Annotated in this window: 12 protein-coding genes and 1 riboswitch; of the genes, 10 read left to right on the forward strand and 2 right to left on the reverse strand. The window is 38.2% G+C overall.

Annotated features, from left to right (window positions below; genetic code table 11):
• Positions 1 to 2: 2 nt before the first annotated feature.
• Positions 3 to 932, forward strand: a complete 930-nt coding sequence (locus tag RCJ95_RS20240) for an AEC family transporter (protein WP_313150634.1) — start codon at positions 3 to 5, stop codon at positions 930 to 932.
• Positions 933 to 992: 60 nt separating this feature from the next.
• Positions 993 to 1,107: riboswitch (TPP riboswitch) on the forward strand.
• Positions 1,108 to 1,247: 140 nt separating this feature from the next.
• Positions 1,248 to 3,026, forward strand: coding sequence for a phosphomethylpyrimidine synthase ThiC (thiC, locus tag RCJ95_RS20245; RefSeq protein WP_312129181.1), 1,779 nt, complete (start codon positions 1,248 to 1,250; stop codon positions 3,024 to 3,026).
• A 122-nt stretch (positions 3,027 to 3,148) separates the two neighbouring features.
• Here the strand turns inward: thiC and RCJ95_RS20250 are convergent, their stop codons facing one another.
• Complete coding sequence (locus RCJ95_RS20250; RefSeq protein ID WP_369578347.1) at positions 3,149 to 4,654, reverse strand: catalase; 1,506 nt, start codon at positions 4,652 to 4,654, stop codon at positions 3,149 to 3,151.
• A 298-nt stretch (positions 4,655 to 4,952) separates the two neighbouring features.
• The gene (locus RCJ95_RS20255) at positions 4,953 to 6,407 is read right to left on the reverse strand and encodes a helix-turn-helix domain-containing protein (protein ID WP_369578348.1); all 1,455 of its coding nucleotides are present in this window, start codon (positions 6,405 to 6,407) and stop codon (positions 4,953 to 4,955) included.
• Between the two features lie 290 nt (positions 6,408 to 6,697).
• Here RCJ95_RS20255 and hutH point away from each other — a divergent pair, with 290 nt between their 5' ends.
• The 8 genes from hutH (at position 6,698) to RCJ95_RS20295 (ending at position 17,043) form a co-directional block, all read left to right on the forward strand.
• The gene (gene hutH, locus RCJ95_RS20260) at positions 6,698 to 8,203 is read left to right on the forward strand and encodes a histidine ammonia-lyase (protein WP_257522572.1); all 1,506 of its coding nucleotides are present in this window, start codon (positions 6,698 to 6,700) and stop codon (positions 8,201 to 8,203) included.
• Between the two features lie 167 nt (positions 8,204 to 8,370).
• The gene (gene hutU, locus RCJ95_RS20265) at positions 8,371 to 10,041 is read left to right on the forward strand and encodes a urocanate hydratase (protein ID WP_369578349.1); all 1,671 of its coding nucleotides are present in this window, start codon (positions 8,371 to 8,373) and stop codon (positions 10,039 to 10,041) included.
• Positions 10,038 to 11,315 (forward strand): imidazolonepropionase, encoded by a 1,278-nt coding sequence (gene hutI / locus RCJ95_RS20270; RefSeq protein ID WP_369578350.1) that lies wholly within the window; start codon positions 10,038 to 10,040, stop codon positions 11,313 to 11,315. The genes hutU and hutI overlap by 4 nt, the downstream gene beginning before the upstream one ends.
• Positions 11,316 to 11,467: 152 nt before the next feature.
• Complete coding sequence (locus tag RCJ95_RS20275) at positions 11,468 to 12,268, forward strand: NUDIX domain-containing protein (protein WP_369578351.1); 801 nt, start codon at positions 11,468 to 11,470, stop codon at positions 12,266 to 12,268.
• Positions 12,269 to 12,348: 80 nt separating this feature from the next.
• Positions 12,349 to 12,903 (forward strand): cysteine hydrolase family protein, encoded by a 555-nt coding sequence (locus RCJ95_RS20280; protein ID WP_221681387.1) that lies wholly within the window; start codon positions 12,349 to 12,351, stop codon positions 12,901 to 12,903.
• Positions 12,904 to 12,922: 19 nt separating this feature from the next.
• Entirely contained in the window at positions 12,923 to 14,380 is a 1,458-nt protein-coding gene (locus RCJ95_RS20285; protein WP_274771277.1) for a nicotinate phosphoribosyltransferase, read from the forward strand.
• 26 nt (positions 14,381 to 14,406) lie between these two features.
• A complete protein-coding gene (gene nadD, locus RCJ95_RS20290; protein ID WP_274771279.1) occupies positions 14,407 to 15,021 on the forward strand; it encodes a nicotinate-nucleotide adenylyltransferase in 615 nt (204 codons plus the stop codon).
• Between the two features lie 168 nt (positions 15,022 to 15,189).
• Positions 15,190 to 17,043: an SLC13 family permease gene (locus RCJ95_RS20295; protein ID WP_257520983.1), complete on the forward strand. Its 1,854-nt coding sequence runs from the start codon at positions 15,190 to 15,192 to the stop codon at positions 17,041 to 17,043.
• Positions 17,044 to 17,480: the final 437 nt, after the last annotated feature.

Consider the following 17,480-nt stretch of genomic DNA (forward strand, 5'->3'; position numbering starts at 1 on the left):
ATATGATGTATCTCGGAATGATTTTCTTTCAAATTGTTGTTCCTATTTTAGTGTTACTTGTAATAGGCGCTATCCTACAAAAGAAATTTCGCTTTAATTTAAAAGCATTGTCTCAGCTTATTACATATTGCTTTATGCCGGCAGCTGTTTTTGTAAATTTATATGAAACACATGTGGAGTTATCGGTACTGGGAGAGGTCGGATTATTTATTATACTCTTTATCGGTAGTCAAATGTTACTCAGTCATTTTATGGCAAAAGGGCTAGGTTTAGCTAGAACAGAGGCAGCTGTCTTTAAAAATAGTGTGGTGCTTATTAACTCTGGCAATTACGGTATTCCAGTTGCTCAAATGATATTTGCCACGCAACCTATTGGAGTAGCCATTCAGGTCATGCTCGTAATCTTTCAAAATATGACTACGTATACATATGGATTATACAATTTAATTTCTTCTACAAAGTCGGGTATGACAATCATCAAGGATTTCTTTAAAATGCCTATTATTCATGCGCTGATTATAGGTGCCGCTATGAACTATTTTGGTATCGGTATTCCACAGTTTATCAAAATACCAGTAGAACATGTGGCAGATGGATTTATTGCTGTGGCCTTAATTACTTTAGGTGCGCAATTATCACAACTAGAGATGAAATCAATGTTTAATAAAACCGTCTTTATCAGCTGTTTTACGCGATTAATTATTGGACCATCTGTTGCATTAGCCATTATTTATATATTGGGATTAGATGGAGTCGTCGCACAATCACTGTTTATAGCTAGTGCCTTTCCAACATCCCGTAATAGTTCTAGTCTAGCATTGGAATATGATGTAGAATCAGCAACAGCCGCGCAAGCTGTTTTATTTTCAACCATTGTAAGCTGTATAACTGTAACCATTGTGATCTATTTTGCGGAAGTATTATTTACCTAGTAAGATAAAAAATAACTTCCATCTCTTAGTATTATCTGCTACACTAGCATCAAACTAAATAGTATTAACTAGGGGAGTCTGATGAGTCAGGCTGAGAGGGAAACGCTACGAAGTTTCTTGACCCTTTGGACCTGATCTGGCTCATACCAGCGTGGGAAAGTTAAGAAGCTATTGCAGAGTATGCAATCAATAGACCTTTACATTCGTGGCCGGATCCAAATAATTATTTTGGATTCGGCCTTTATTTTTTGGATTGTTGGGGTGAGCTAGAATCGGTCCTTATATCAAAATAAATTTAAGGGAGAGAAGTAGCTCATGTCAGCAATTAGTGAAAAGAATATTACCATTATGTCTAGCTTTGAAGGAAGCAAAAAAGTATATGTGGAAGGATCACGCCCAGATATTCTAGTACCTATGCGAGAAATTGCATTAAGTCCGACAACAGGCAGTTTTGGAAATGAAGAAAATGCTCCTATTCGAGTATATGATACGAGTGGGCCCTATACAGATCCAGCCTACCAAGTAGATATTACGAAAGGTTTACCTGCCTTACGAAATGCATGGATTCAAGAGCGAGGGGATGTAGAAGCATATGAGGGACGCTCCATCAAACCGGAGGATAATGGCTTTCGTCATGTTGATGACCCGCGTATTCAAGAAAATGTCTTCCCTGAGTTGACGAGAAAGCCTTTGCGTGCTAAAAAAGGTAAAAATGTGACACAGCTTCACTATGCACGAAGGGGGATTATAACGCCTGAAATGGAGTTTGTAGCGATTCGTGAAAATATGAATCCTGAATTTGTACGTTCAGAAATTGCAGCTGGACGAGCTATAATGCCTTCTAATATTAATCACCCTGAGGCAGAGCCAATGATTATTGGGCGTAATTTTCATGTAAAGATCAATGCGAATATCGGGAATTCTGCTGTATCTTCTTCCATTGCGGAAGAAGTTGAGAAAATGACCTGGGCAACTCGATGGGGCGCAGATAATATTATGGATCTATCGACTGGTAAACATATTCATACAACTAGAGAATGGATTATTCGAAATGCTGCAGTGCCAGTGGGAACAGTGCCAATTTATCAGGCTTTAGAAAAGGTAAATGGTGTAGCAGAGGATTTAACGTGGGAGGTTTATCGTGATACTCTCATTGAACAAGCTGAGCAGGGTGTGGATTACTTCACCATTCATGCAGGTGTCCTTTTACGCTATGTACCACTAACAGCAAATCGTGTGACAGGTATTGTATCTCGAGGGGGCTCTATCATGGCACAGTGGTGTTTATATCATCATCAAGAGAATTTCCTGTATACACACTTTGAGGAAATCTGTGAAATTATGAAAGCTTATGATGTGGCTTTTTCCTTAGGTGATGGTTTACGCCCAGGCTCAATTGCAGATGCCAATGATGAGGCGCAATTTGCAGAGCTTGAAACACTAGGCGAGCTAACACAAATTGCTTGGCAGCATGATGTTCAGGTGATGGTTGAAGGACCAGGTCATGTACCAATGCATCTGATTAAAGAAAACATGGACAAGCAATTAGAGGTTTGTAAGGAAGCGCCCTTCTATACATTAGGACCACTCACAACAGATATTGCTCCAGGTTATGACCACATTACATCAGCCATTGGGGCAGCCATGATTGGTTGGTTTGGTACAGCGATGCTTTGTTATGTGACACCAAAAGAGCATCTTGGTTTACCAAATCGCGAGGACGTTCGTGTGGGCGTTATCACTTATAAAATTGCTGCACATGCTGCTGATTTAGCAAAAGGTCATCCAGGTGCACAACAACGAGACGATGCACTGTCTAAAGCCCGCTTTGAGTTCCGTTGGCGTGATCAATTTAATCTGTCCCTAGATCCAGAGCGTGCAGTGGAATATCATGATGAGACACTGCCAGCAGAGGGAGCAAAAACAGCACACTTTTGTTCTATGTGCGGGCCGAAATTCTGTAGCATGAGAATTTCACAGGACATTCGTAATTATGCGAAAGATAAGGATTTGAATACGACTGAAGCGATCCATCAAGGTATGAAGGAAAAGGCAGAGGAGTTTAAAAAAGCAGGCAGTCGAATTTACCAATAATGAAAGAAAAGGCTTATGTCAAAAAATAGACATAGGCCTTTTTTTAATCAAAAAACTCCATGTGAATAGTGGATTCACATGGAGTAAAAGTTGGATTTGGATATCAATAATAAAGTGGAATATTAAACGTTTGTTGGTTGTTTTACATATGGATTTGTAAGGTCCATACCTTCTAATGAAAGACCCATCGCTTTTGCGACACCTTCACCATACGCTGGGTCAGCTAGATAGCAGTGAAGAATGTGACGGCGTTTGATGAATTCTTTAACAGAAGCCATATCATTCGCTGTATTTTCAAATAGACGTTGTTGCTCTTCCACCGTCAATAGACGGAATAGCTTACCTGGTTGCTCAAAGTAATTATTATCGTCTTCACGGAAGTCATGAATACCTGCATGACCATCAATGCGTAATTCAGGCTCTTTATGGTCTAAATTATGCTCCCACTCGCCATAGCTATTTGGTTCATAGCTTAATGTCGAACCGAGATTGCCATCAAAGCGCATTGCTCCATCGCGGTGGAAAGTACGGAATGGACATTTTGGTGCGTTGACAGGAAGCATATAGTGATTTACACCAAGACGATAGCGTTGTGCATCCGCATATGCAAAGATACGACCTTGTAACATTTTATCTGGTGAGAAGCTGATACCAGGAACAATGTTAGAAGGTGCAAATGCAGCTTGTTCAACTTCTGCAAAGTAGTTGTCTGGATTTTTGTTTAACTCGAACTCACCTACAGGAATTAATGGGAAGTCTTTTTTATACCATACCTTTGTTAAATCAAATGGGTTGTATGGTAGCTCACGAGCTTGTTCCTCTGTCATTACCTGAATGTACATTTTCCATTTAGGGAAATCGCCTTTTTCAATTGCTTCATATAAATCACGTTGTGAAGATTCACGGTCTTGACCAATAATCTCATTCGCCTCGGCACCAGTTAAGTTCTTAATGCCTTGCTCTGTACGGAAGTGGAATTTAACCCAAACACGTTCATTATTAGCATTGATAAAGCTATACGTATGAGAACCAAATCCGTGCATATTACGATAACCAGCTGGAATACCACGGTCAGACATAACAATTGTCACTTGGTGAAGTGCTTCAGGTAATGAAGTCCAGAAATCCCAGTTAGAATTGGCATTTTTCATATTTGTACGTGGGTCACGTTTTACCACATGGTTTAAATCTGTAAAGTGTAATGGGTCGCGGAAGAAGAATACAGGCGTATTGTTCCCTACTAAATCCCAGTTTCCATCTTCTGTATAGAATTTAAGGGCGAAGCCACGAATATCTCGCTCTGCATCTGCTGCACCACGCTCACCCGCTACTGTAGAGAAACGTGCGAACATTTCAGTTTTCTTGCCGATCTCTGAGAAGATTTTCGCCTTAGTATATTGTGAAATATCATGCGTTACAGTAAAAGTACCAAATGCACCTGATCCTTTTGCGTGCATACGACGTTCTGGAATTACTTCACGATTGAAGTTTGCTAGTTTTTCAACTAACCATACATCCTGAAGTAAAAGAGGGCCACGTGGACCTGCTGACATAGAGTCATGGTTACTTACTACTGGAGCACCACCTGCTGTTGTAAAGCGACGGCTACGATCATTTGCGTTTGTCATATTGGTTTACCTCCTGAAAAAAATGTGAGTCAAACTCTTCGTCTATAACTATAACAAATATAAAATAGAATTGCTAGTACATTATAATAATTATCGTTAAAGAATTTTTATATTTAAGTATAAACTATAAATATATGCGCTAGACATACGAATTATACATAGTTTCTAGCTTTAATTTATTTTATCTGATCGCAATTTTTATAGATAATTGTTACATTAAGATCAAGATAATGACAGTGTGATAAAAATCTTTATTGAAAATGAAATCAACTAATTGAAAATTATTTTAATCAATCTTTTAATTTTTTCTATATCGGTTAGGCGTAATACCAATTTGTTGCTTAAATAATTTTATAAAATAATTTGGATCATCAAAACCGTTTAAATGAGCGATTTCGCTAATAGCAAAATCTGTTTCTAGCAGCATTTTTGTGGCGTGATGAATTCTTACTTGCTGTAAATAGCGCTTAAATGGCAAGCCTTGTTTTTTTGAGAAAATCGTACTTAAATAATTGGGGCTTATTCCAAGCTTCTGAGCGACAAAGGGAAGAGACAGTGCGCTATCTTTAAATTGTTGATCAATTACTTCTATAGCTAGTTCAACATAGTCAGCTCGTTTCTCTATTCGAGCTTCCCTTGCTAACTCAATTAATGTCTGCGTGAAAGAAATAATCCCATTGAGAATCGTATAAAATATAGGATGCTCAATAATTAAGTGAAATAGCTGACGGTAGTTTTGTTCGATAACCGCTTTTTCATGTAATTTATATTTCAGCATAAAGCGTCTAATTTGTGCTAAGACACTCGTCAGATGAATGCGTAAATCATCTTGCTCATAATATATGCCTTCATTAGAAAGCCGGTATAAAAATGTTTTAACGGCCTCTAGGTTTCCATCTTCCAAACTACTTATTAGTAATTGTTGCTCTTCTGGTGTCAGTAAGGGATCAAAGGGCTGAGTTTCATATTGTTTGCTCGCGTAAAAAATATGGCCAAAGCCCTCATAAAAACTTTGATGTAGTGCACGCTTTGTTAATGTATACATATTTTTAATGGTTGTAGGTGTTCCATCATATATCCCAATATTTAAAGAACTATTACTAATCAATCGCCATTCCTTCATAAGTGTACGTACATCCTTTTCCACAATCCTTATATCATTTGTTTGAAAAAGACATACGATTCTATTAGATAGAGGGTAGGTTTTCATATGAAAGTGAATCGGTGTTTGTTGAAGCCAATTGTAAAGCTTATTAAAGGTTTCAGTATGCTCGGGTTCAATCATTGTGAAATGTAATGTTGTCTCAATTGAACTTGATTTATTATCTAAAAATAATTGATTATAAAAGGAATCGTTTGTAGTCTCTTGAGCATCTTCTGTAATCTGTGGTGTGCGAAGAGAAATGGTTGTGAGTTTTTTCTTTAATAGCTCTAAATCAATAGGCTTCACAAAAAGATGTGCTACCTGTAAGTCAATAGCCTTCAGCGCATTTTTAAATAATGGCTCTGTTGTCATGGCTAAAATGGCACCAGAAAGCTTTTGTAAATCACGATAAAGAGCAGCTAAGCGATTATTAGGAAATAAATCGATATTTAACAGTATGGCGTCAGGTTCAAATTGTCGAATGAGTTGAGACACCTCTGAAATACTTGTACACATTTCAATCACAACATCTCCAGGGAAATATGTATGTAAAAACCATTTTATTCCTGCGAGGTCGGTTGGATCGCGATCAATTAATAACAGCTTCATACCATCAGCCTTTCTTAAAATATTCAAGTTTCATACAAAAGTACGGTTATATTAATAAAAATAACATAGTAATCTGAAAAAAGTCTTGTTTTCTCTATTAAAATTCTCTATATTCTGAAAAAGGTAGTTAGTACAATGTAAATAGAGTAATTGATCATCAGCAGAAGCCAACTTTAGTTATGAAAACGCTTAAAAAATTTGATACTGATGTTTTCAAATTACGAAAATATGAATGAAGATAATTTATTTACATAGCCATATAGGGAATAGGGGGATGTCATGTGAAGTCAATCATCGAGCTTGATGGCAATACATTAACAAGACAACAAATAGAGGAAATCGTGAAGGGGCAAGCAACAGTTGCACTTGCTACAGAGAGTTTAGAACGTATTCGTTTAAGTAGAGAGCGTATCGAAAAGCGTTTAGCTGAAGGCCAAACAATTTATGGTGTGAATACAGGGTTTGGTAAACTCAGCAATATAAAAATTGAAGAAGAAGACATTGAGCTATTGCAGCTAAATTTATTACGATCAGATGCAACAGGTGTTGGCGAACCATTCCCAACAGATGTTGTACGTGCAATGATGGTTTTACGTGCCAATGCTTTAGCCAGAGGATTTTCTGGCATTCGTGAGGAAACTGTCCAACTACTGTTGAATCTTATTAATAAAGGTGTTCATCCAATTGTTCCGTCACAAGGTTCAGTTGGCGCAAGTGGTGATTTAGCGCCTTTATCACATTTGGCATTAGTATTAGTGGGAGAAGGAAAGGCTGAGTTTAACGGAGAACTCATGAGTGGTAGTGAAGCGCTAAAGCAAGCAGGATTAACCCCTGTTAGACTTCAAGCTAAAGAGGGGCTAGCGTTAGTTAACGGTACACAAGCTATGACGGGTATAGGTGTATTAACGGTCAATGAAGCTGAACGAATTGGTCTTGCAGCGGATATGGCTGCTAGCTTAACACTGGAAGCTTTAAAGGGCATTACCTCGGCATTTGATCCAGCACTTTTAGCAGTAAGACCACATCCAGAGTTAGAATTAGTGGGCGGGCGTATTCGTAAGTGGCTTGATGGCAGTAAACGTGTGACAAAGCAGGGTGAAATTCGCATGCAGGATGCTTATTCACTACGTTGTATACCGCAAGTACATGGTGCTTCTTGGCAGTCATTTTTCTACGCACAGGACCGTGTTCAAACTGAAATGAATGCAACAACTGATAATCCAATCGTTTTAGAAAGCGGGGAGGTTTTATCGGGTGGGCATTTCCATGGACAGCCAATAGCCTTGGCAATGGACTTTTTGAAAATAGGTGTATGTGAATGGGCCAATATTTCAGAACGCCGTACAGAACGCATGGTAAATCCTCAACTTAATGAAGGGCTACCACCGTTTCTAGCAACAAACCCTGGGATTGAATGTGGGCTTATGATTGCTCAATATACAGCAGCCTCTATTGTCTCAGAAAATAAAGTTTTAGCACATCCTTCGAGTGTGGATTCTATTCCTACGTCAGGTAACCAAGAGGATCATGTAAGTATGGGAACAACTTCGGCACGTCAAGTACGTCAGATTGTTCATAATGCTGCTCGCGTTGTAGCTATCGAATTGATTTGTGCATCACAGGCTATTCATTTAGACAAGGCAGAAGAGCAATTATCTCCTACTACAAGTAAATTCTTAAAGAAGGTGCGTGAATTCTGTCCACCATTGCTAGCCGATCAACCAATTGGCGATGAAATTGAAGCATTGGCTAAATATCTACTATCAAGTAATGATTTAGTAAATGAGTATGTGTAAATTGCATTGAATTTTTGATAAGAAAGAGCAAAGGCGTCGCTCGGTTAACACCGAGTAGCCTCTGCTTTAAAAATATTTATATGTTTTTAAGTCTGAATATTCAGTTATCCGTAGATTTAGACAGTAATATTCACATTATTTTTAATAGGAAAAGGAGCGTGTTTTGAATGGTATTTAAGACAGATATTCGTGCACCACGTGGAAATGAACTAACTTGTAAGGGTTGGACACAGGAAGCAGCAATGCGTATGTTAATGAACAATCTTGACCCAGAGGTGGCAGAGAATCCAGATGAACTGATAGTTTATGGGGGTATTGGTAAGGCTGCTCGTAACTGGGAAAGCTATGAACAAATCATTGCATCTTTGAAAGAATTAGAGAATGATGAGACTCTATTAATCCAATCTGGAAAGCCAGTAGCTGTATTCCGTACACATGAGCATTCCCCTCGAGTGTTGATTGCCAACTCAAACCTTGTACCAGCATGGGCAAATTGGGATCACTTTTATGAATTAGAAGAAAGAGATTTAATGATGTATGGTCAAATGACTGCTGGGAGTTGGATTTATATTGGTGCTCAAGGAATTTTACAAGGCACTTATCTGTCCTTTGTAGAAGCAGGCAAAAAGGTATTTGGCACTGCTGATTTGCGTGGTAAATTCATCCTTACAGGTGGGATGGGCGGTATGAGTGGTGCACAGCCATTAGCAGGGAAAATGGCTGGAGCTGTAATTTTAGTTGTTGAAGTTGAACGTGCGCGCATTGAACGTAAAATCAAAGAAGGCTACTGTGATTATATTGTAGAAACTGTAGATGAAGCAATTGCATTAGTTAATAAATTACGTGACCAAAATGAGCCAGCATCCATTGGCCTTGTTGGTAACTGTGCTGATGTTAATCGTGAGTTGTTGAATCGTGGAATTATTCCAGATTTTGTGACAGACCAAACATCTGCACATGATCCGATTAATGGTTATGTACCTAATGGCATGACCTTTGAAGAAGCGCTAAAACTTCGCAAAGAGGATGTAAAAACATATGAGCGTAAAGCAAAAGAAACAATGGCAGAGCATGTTCGTACAATGCTAGAGTTCCAAGAGGCAGGCGCAGAAGTATTTGATTATGGGAATAACATCCGCGCCTATGCCAAAGAAATGGGTGTGACAAATGCCTTTGATTTCCCAGGCTTTGTACCAGCGTATATTCGTCCTTTATTCTGTGAAGGAAAGGGCCCATTCCGTTGGGCGGCGCTTTCAGGAAACCCTGAGGATATATATAAAACAGATGCACTGGCAAAAGAGATGTTCGCAGAAGATGAGGGGCTAGTCAATTGGATTGATATGGCACAAAAAATGGTGAAATGGCAAGGGTTACCTGCACGCATTTGCTGGCTAGGCTATGGTGATCGTCATCGTTTTGCATTAAAAGTAAATGAAATGGTTGCAAATGGTGAATTATCAGCACCAATTGTCTTTGGCCGTGATCACTTAGATTCAGGTTCTGTAGCATCACCAAATCGTGAAACAGAAGGGATGCTAGATGGTTCGGATGCGGTATCGGATTGGCCAATTTTAAATGCTCTTGTTAATACTGCGAGTGGTGCAAGCTGGGTAAGCGTACACCATGGTGGTGGTGTAGGAATGGGTTATTCACAGCATGCAGGTCAAGTCTTAGTAGCAGATGGATCAGAGCTTGCCGCTGAAAAAATTTCACGTGTATTAGTTTCAGACCCTGGAATGGGCGTTGCTCGTCATGCTGATGCAGGCTACGATATTGCTATCAATACAGCAAAAAACAAAGGTGTCCATATACCAATGTTAAAGGGTGATGTGAAGTGACCATTCTAATAAAAAATGCAAATGAAGTAATTACACTGAAAAGTAATGCACAAGGGCCACGTACAAAAGAACAAATGCAGGAAATTGCAGTAATAGAATATGGCAGTGTTCTAATTGAAGAAGAGCGTATTGTAGCAGTAGGAGCTTATGAACAAATAAAAGCCGACTACCCAGAATTAATAAAGAAAGCAAAAACGATTGATGCTACTGGTAAGATTGTTATGCCTGGCTTAGTGGATTGTCATACACATTTAGTGCATGGTGGAACACGCGAGCAAGAGTTTAATATGAGATTAAATGGTTCTACCTATATGGAAATCATGAATGCAGGAGGCGGCATTCATGCTACAACAGAGTGTACACGAGAAACAAGCTTTGATGAATTATATGAAAAGACAATGCAGCATTTAGATGTATTTTTAAAGCATGGCGTAACAACAGTTGAAGCAAAATCAGGGTATGGCTTGGACTGGGAAACGGAAAAGAAACAGCTAGAGGTCGCAAAAGAATTACAAGCTACACATCATATCGATGTCATTAGCACGTTTATGGGAGCCCATGCAGTTCCTCGTGATTATAAGGGGCGTGAGGATGAATTTGTGGATAGTGTGGTCCATGAGATGCTGCCAAAAGTGGCGGAACTTGAGTTGGCTGAATTTAATGATGTATTTTGTGAAAAGGGCGTCTTTACACCCGACCAATCCCGCCGCATTTTAGAGGCTGGAAAAGCACTAGGCTTAACCCCAAAAATACATGCGGATGAGATCGAACCTTATCAAGGCGCCGAGCTGGCTGCGGAAGTAGAGGCTATTTCTGCGGAGCATTTGTTAGTTGCTTCTGATAAGGGAATTCGAAAAATGGCTGAGGCGGGTACAATTGCTGTATTGCTGCCAGGTACTGCATTCTTCTTACGTGCACCTTTTGCAAGAGGGCGTCTAATGATTGACGAGGGAGTACCTGTGGCGATATCAACAGATTTTAACCCTGGGTCATCCCCAACAATGAGTCTACCCTTCATTATGAATTTAGCTTGTATGCATATGGGTATGACATTGGAAGAAGTATTAACGGCAACAACAATTAATGCAGCATATGCACTAAATCGAGGCGAGCAAATTGGTTCCCTTGAAGCACATAAAAAAGCTGACGTACTTATCCTTGATGTTGCGAATTACAAGCAACTGCAATATTTCTACGGCATGAACCATACACATACAGTAATCAAAAATGGGCAAGTTGTTGTACAAAACGGAATTCTGCTGAAAGTTCAATAATAATAATGGGCATAAATAAGGCTGAGTAGCTTTATTTATGCTTTTTTTATAAATTAGTTGCAAATGCTTTTCTGAAAGATTATAATTCTAATAAATAGTAATTATCGAATTACAAATTACTTAAACCTTGTAATTATAGAAGGGGTTATACAATGAAAAAGTTTCGTACCGAAGATGAAGTGCTTGCACATTATGATTCTTCAAAATATCTAACACCTGATGGATATACCGCAGATATTGCTATTTTTACAATTACCTCAGAGAAAACAGAGGAAAAAGCACCGCCAAACATGACGCTAAAGATTATGTTAATTAAGCGTGCTACTAAGGATGCTGAAGGAAATCCCAATATTGAAGGAGGGAAATGGGCGCTTCCTGGGGGCTTTGTAGATGCAAATCAAAAAGAAACTGCCTTTATTGCAGCAAAGAGAGAATTAAAAGAAGAAACAAATGTAGAAGGTTTACATGTTCAACATTTTGGTGTTTATGATGAGATTGATCGAGATCCACGTGGTTGGATGATTTCGAATGCATTTTATGCCATTGTTCCTGAGGCATATATTGAGCAACGACAAGCGAATGATGATGCAGATGATGTAGAACTGTTCGATATAGAAAGTGTATTTACGCTTCCATTAGCTTTCGATCATCGAAAAATCATTTCCGATGCGTTGCATTTTATTAAAAGGGATATGATACAAACAACTGTTGCCAAAAACTTTTTACCACAAGAGTTTACATTGTCCGAATTGCAACGAGTACTTCTAACAGTTGGAGAAGATCCACGAATCTCTAACGATTCCGTATTCTTTACAAAAGCACCTAAATTACCATTTATCGAAAAAGCATTGGATGAAGAAGGAAAACCGAAGAAAACAAAAAGAAATTCGTTTCGGCCTTCCCAGCTCTATACATTTAATGATTTCGAAATGGTAGAGTCTATCTATCATTAGGAAAGATCCGTCTTTCCTGTTTATTTTAAAGAAAGTAATTTGTAATTTAAGTATTACTAATTAAAAAATGGAGGGATGAAATGATGAAAAAGCGTGCATTAATTAATATTGATTATACAGTGGATTTCGTTGCGACGGATGGGGCTCTTACTTGTGGAGAGCCTGGGCAACTGCTCGAACATGCAAATGTTGATTTAACAAAGGAGTTTATTAAGAGCGGGGATTTTACAGTATTTGCGATAGATGTTCATGAAAAGGGAGATGTTTATCATCCAGAAACAAAGCTATTCCCACCTCATAATATTCGTCATACAGAAGGTAGAGAGTTATATGGTGCATTAAACTCATTATATGAAGAAAATAAAGACCAAGATTTCGTCTATTACATTGATAAAACGCGTTATTCTGCTTTTGCAGGAACAGATTTAGAATTGAAATTGCGTGAAAGAGGAATTACTGAGCTGCATTTAATCGGCGTTTGTACAGATATTTGTGTTCTTCATACAGCAGTAGATGCTTATAATAAAGGGTTCGATATCGTTATTCATAAAAATGCTGTCGCCTCCTTTAATCAAGCTGGACATGAGTGGGCGTTAAATCATTTCGAGCATACTCTAGGTGCCACTATTATTTAACATGAATGGAGGGGAAAATATGAAATATGTAGATGATAGTTTCATGTTACACACGGACCTATACCAAATTAATATGGTTCAAACTTATTGGCAAGATGGTGTTCATCAACGTAAAGCTGTTTTCGAACTATATTTTAGAAAGCTTCCATTTGGCAATGGCTATGGAGTTTTCGCTGGATTGAAAAAAGTGATTGAGTTTATTAATAACTTTGGTTTCTCTCAAAGCGATATTCAATATTTACGAGAAGAGGGGAAGTATCCCGAGGAATTTCTTGAATATCTAAAAGAACTTAAATTTACAGGGACAATTAAGGGGATGAGAGAGGGAGAACTGGTCTTTGCTAACGAGCCTATCTTGCGAATTGAAGCACCATTAGCAGAGGCTCAATTAATTGAAACGCCGTTGTTAAATATCGTTAATTACCAAACCCTGATTGCGACAAAAGCTTCACGTATCAAACAAGTGACGGGTGAGGATGTGGTAATGGAATTTGGAACCCGCCGCGCACACGAATTTGATGCTGCTATTTGGGGAACTCGTGCTGCTTATATAGGTGGATTCTCTGCAACAAGCAATGTAAGAGCAGGAAAATTATTCGGTATTCCTGTGTCAGGAACACATGCCCATGCGATGATTCAAACCTATCGAGATGAATATACAGCGTTTAAAAAATATGCAGCAGCCCATAAAGACTGTGTTTTCCTAGTAGATACTTATGACACACTACGTTCTGGTGTTCCTAATGCTATCCGCGTAGCAAAGGAGTTAGGGAATCAAATTAATTTTATTGGTATCCGTTTAGACAGTGGAGATTTAGCCTATCTCTCAAAACAGGCGAGGAAAATGCTAGATGATGCAGGATTTACAGCAGCTAAAATTATGGCTTCGAATGATTTGGATGAATATACAATTATGCATTTAAAGTCACAAGGGGCGCAAATTGATGCTTGGGGAATCGGAACTAAGCTGATTACAGCCTATGATCAAGCAGCTCTTGGTGGAGTATACAAATTAGTTTCGATAGAAAACGAAAGTGGAGAACTGGTTGATACCATTAAAATTTCAGCAAATCCTGAAAAAGTGACTACACCTGGACGTAAACGTGTTTACCGTATTATTAATGCGGAGAATGGTCATGCTGAGGGAGACTATATAGCGTTAGATGAGGAAAATATCCAGCAAGAAGAAAGATTGAAAATGTTCCACCCTATTCATACGTATATTAGTAAATTTGTTACAAATTTTACGGCAAAAGAGTTACATGAAAGTATTATAGAAAATGGAAATATTGTTTATGAGGAGCCAACTATTCAAGAAATACAAAAATATGTACAGGAAAACTTACATTTATTGTGGTGTGAGTATAAACGAACAATGAATCCGGAAGAATATCCAGTCGATTTAAGTCAAGCATGTTGGGACAATAAACTGGCAAGCATACAGGCAATAAAAGAAAAGATTTCACAACGTATTTAAAAGTCAACTGCTAGGGGGTAGAGACGATGGCGAGAATAGGCATTTATGGTTCATCATTTGATCCTATTACCAATGTCCATCTTTGGACAGCAAGCACTGTGGCACATCGATGTAAGTTAGATAAGGTTATTTTTTTGCCTTGTTCAAATAAACGCAAAGATAAAACCATAAAAACAGCAGATACACATCGTTGGAATATGCTTCAGTTAGCTATTGCTAAGGACGATCGTTTTATTGCAGATTCCTATGAGATGGATCAAGAAGGCTGGAATATTTACACATATGACACCATGAAATACTTTAGAGAGAAGAACCCGGAGGATGAGGTCCATTTTATTATGGGTGCTGATTTACTAGTGGATATTGGTGCAGGTTTATGGAAAAAGGGCGACGCATTAGTAGCGGAGAATAAATTTATTGTAATGGCACGACATGGCATCGATATGCTATCAACCATTAGTCGTTCTCCAATTTTAAGAAATAATGATGATGGAAGATTCCATCTTATAGATAAAGGGCTAGCGATGGAAATTAGCTCTACCTATATTCGAGAAGAATTTGCAATGGGGGGAGAACCAAGATACCTCTTGCCTACTGCTTGTTACAACTATATTAAAGAACATAATCTTTATCAAAAATAAAATAGAGTAGCTATCATTATAAGTGTGGATACGACCACACTTATTTTAATTTTGAAAAGATGGTGAATTTTATCATATAGAGCTCAGGGTAAGCTATAATAAAAATAGTAATGGGTACAAATTTTTTGCTGTCAATTTTTAATAATGATTAATGTTAGAAAGGAATTCATGAATGTGCAGCTTACATTAACATTTCTTATTTTAGGAGCAACAATTTTCGCATTTGTGACCAATAAAATACGAGCAGATCTTGTAGCAATTGTGTCACTTTTAGCATTTGTCATTATGGATATTTTGACGCCCGCGGAGGCATTAGCTGGTTTTTCAAACTCTGTAGTTTTAATGATTGCAGGGTTATTTGTCGTGGGTGCAGGGATCCTACGTACGGGCCTGGCAGGCATGGCGGGCCAACTCTTACTAAAATGGTCAGGCAATAGTGAGCTGAAGTTATTTGTGCTACTACTTATTATTGTAGGATCGGTTGGTGCATTTATGAGTAATACGGGTACTGTCGCCTTAATGATGCCAATCGTTGTAAGTATAGCAATTAGTATGAAAATTAGCCCTTCTAAATTTCTACTACCACTCTCCTATGTAGCAAGTCTTTCTGGTTTGATGACACTGATTGCATCCCCAACCAATTTAATTGTCAGTCAGTTATTGGTTGATCGAGGCTATAACAAACTTGGCTTTTTTGAAGTAACTCCTATTGGTATCGTGGGGATGATTGCTGGCATTATCTACTTAGTAATTGTAAGAAATATTTTATTACCAAAGGATCAAAACCGTACACAGACCAATGAAGGTTATAAACTTTCACCAAAAAAAATTATTAAGCAATATGATTTAAATAATCGTCTATTTAAAATCTCCGTTCCTGAGGCGTCACCTATTATTGAAACATCGTTAGCGGAATTAAAACTACCAGCTAAGTATATGCTTTGTATGATGAAAATTCATCGGAAATCACAGGAGGGCATTAATTTACTACCGATGACTTATCAAGAAATGGCAGGACCAACTAGTGTCATTCATGCCATGGATGAGTTATATGTTCAAGGAGAAATAGAGGATATCCGTCGTTTTGTTGAGGACTATCATCTTGAGATGCAAGGATTAGTTGAAGGAGAAGCCGATGAATTGGTATCGAAGCATCTGGGTATTGCTGAGGTATTGCTTACCCCCAATTCGAGCTTTATCAATGAAACGGTTAGTTCCCTTGGATTCCGGGAAAAATACAATCTAAATATCATTGGTATTAATCGTAAGGGTGGTTACAAGCTTCAGGATATGGTATCTCACAAATTAAAATTTGGAGACGCAATATTAGTACAGGGAGCATGGGATGAAATACTTTTGTTAGCAAGAGAAACGCAAGATGTCGTGGTTGTCGGACAGCCGAAAGAACACGCAAGTGTGGCAGCGGCTACAGGCAAAGCTGGAATTGCCGGGATTATTATGTTATTCATGATTATTTTGATGGCATTTGAAATTTTCCCTGCTGTCATTTCTGTGATGATTGGTGCTGTACTTATGATTTTAACAGGTTGCTTGAGAAACATGGAAGATGCCTATAGCAATATGAATTTTGAAAGTATTGTGCTAGTGGCTGCCATGTTACCAATGGCGACAGCGTTAGAAAAAACAGGGGGCATGACCATTTTATCTGATGGTATTATTAATGCTTTAGGTGGTTTCGGACCATACGGCGTACTCATAGGAGTTTATATTTTGACAGCTGTTTTTGGTCAATTTATTAGTAATACGGCAACTGCTGTATTGTTTGCACCCATTGCCATGAGTGCAGCCATTGCAATGGAAGTTAGTCCCACAACATTTATGATTGCAGTCGCAGTTGCAGCAAGTATGGCATTTGCTACGCCAATTGCTTCCCCTACGAATGCACTGGTAATGACGGCGGGGGGGTATAAATTTATGGATTTCGTAAGAATAGGGGTTCCGTTACAACTTGTTATGTTTATTGTGATGATGATAGCCATCCCGTTCTTTTTCCCATTTTAAAAACTCGGTTTCTTTACCGAGTTTTTTGTTTTTTTAAAGATCTATTATTTTTTTGTAGGAAATTATGATAAAATTATTTTCTAGTTCATGGTCTAACATTGAGCTAGCTTGTGAATAGATTTGGTAGTTATTAATATAGGAAGTTTTACTTTGATAATAAAAAAATTAAAGTTTTTTATTAAAAAGTGTTGACCTTTTAAAAATAAGGGTGTAGTATTATACAAGTCGCCAGGGTGACACGCTAAAATAAAGCAAAACATGAACCTTGAAAACTGAACAAGCAAAACGTAATCAATAAAGTTTTAAGTAACTAGTTTAGCTAGTGAACGAAACACAATTTTGGACATCAAACATGATGCCAGCAAAACAATTTGAGCTAATCAAATTTCTTTTATGGAGAGTTTGATCCTGGCTCAGGACGAACGCTGGCGGCGTGC

It is taken from the genome of Lysinibacillus sp. BSL11 (assembly GCF_052928325.1).

What these genes read in the sequence shown, in the direction of transcription:
- RCJ95_RS20240 (WP_313150634.1), top strand. Translation starts at nt 3, where the DNA reads ATGATGTATCTCGGAATGATTTTCTTTCAAATTGTTGTTCCTATTTTA.
- RCJ95_RS20295 (WP_257520983.1), top strand. Translation starts at nt 15,190, where the DNA reads ATGAATGTGCAGCTTACATTAACATTTCTTATTTTAGGAGCAACAATT.
- thiC (WP_312129181.1), top strand. Translation starts at nt 1,248, where the DNA reads ATGTCAGCAATTAGTGAAAAGAATATTACCATTATGTCTAGCTTTGAA.
- RCJ95_RS20255 (WP_369578348.1), bottom strand. Translation starts at nt 6,407, where the DNA reads ATGAAGCTGTTATTAATTGATCGCGATCCAACCGACCTCGCAGGAATA.
- RCJ95_RS20250 (WP_369578347.1), bottom strand. Translation starts at nt 4,654, where the DNA reads ATGACAAACGCAAATGATCGTAGCCGTCGCTTTACAACAGCAGGTGGT.
- RCJ95_RS20275 (WP_369578351.1), top strand. Translation starts at nt 11,468, where the DNA reads ATGAAAAAGTTTCGTACCGAAGATGAAGTGCTTGCACATTATGATTCT.
- RCJ95_RS20285 (WP_274771277.1), top strand. Translation starts at nt 12,923, where the DNA reads ATGAAATATGTAGATGATAGTTTCATGTTACACACGGACCTATACCAA.
- hutU (WP_369578349.1), top strand. Translation starts at nt 8,371, where the DNA reads ATGGTATTTAAGACAGATATTCGTGCACCACGTGGAAATGAACTAACT.
- RCJ95_RS20280 (WP_221681387.1), top strand. Translation starts at nt 12,349, where the DNA reads ATGATGAAAAAGCGTGCATTAATTAATATTGATTATACAGTGGATTTC.
- nadD (WP_274771279.1), top strand. Translation starts at nt 14,407, where the DNA reads ATGGCGAGAATAGGCATTTATGGTTCATCATTTGATCCTATTACCAAT.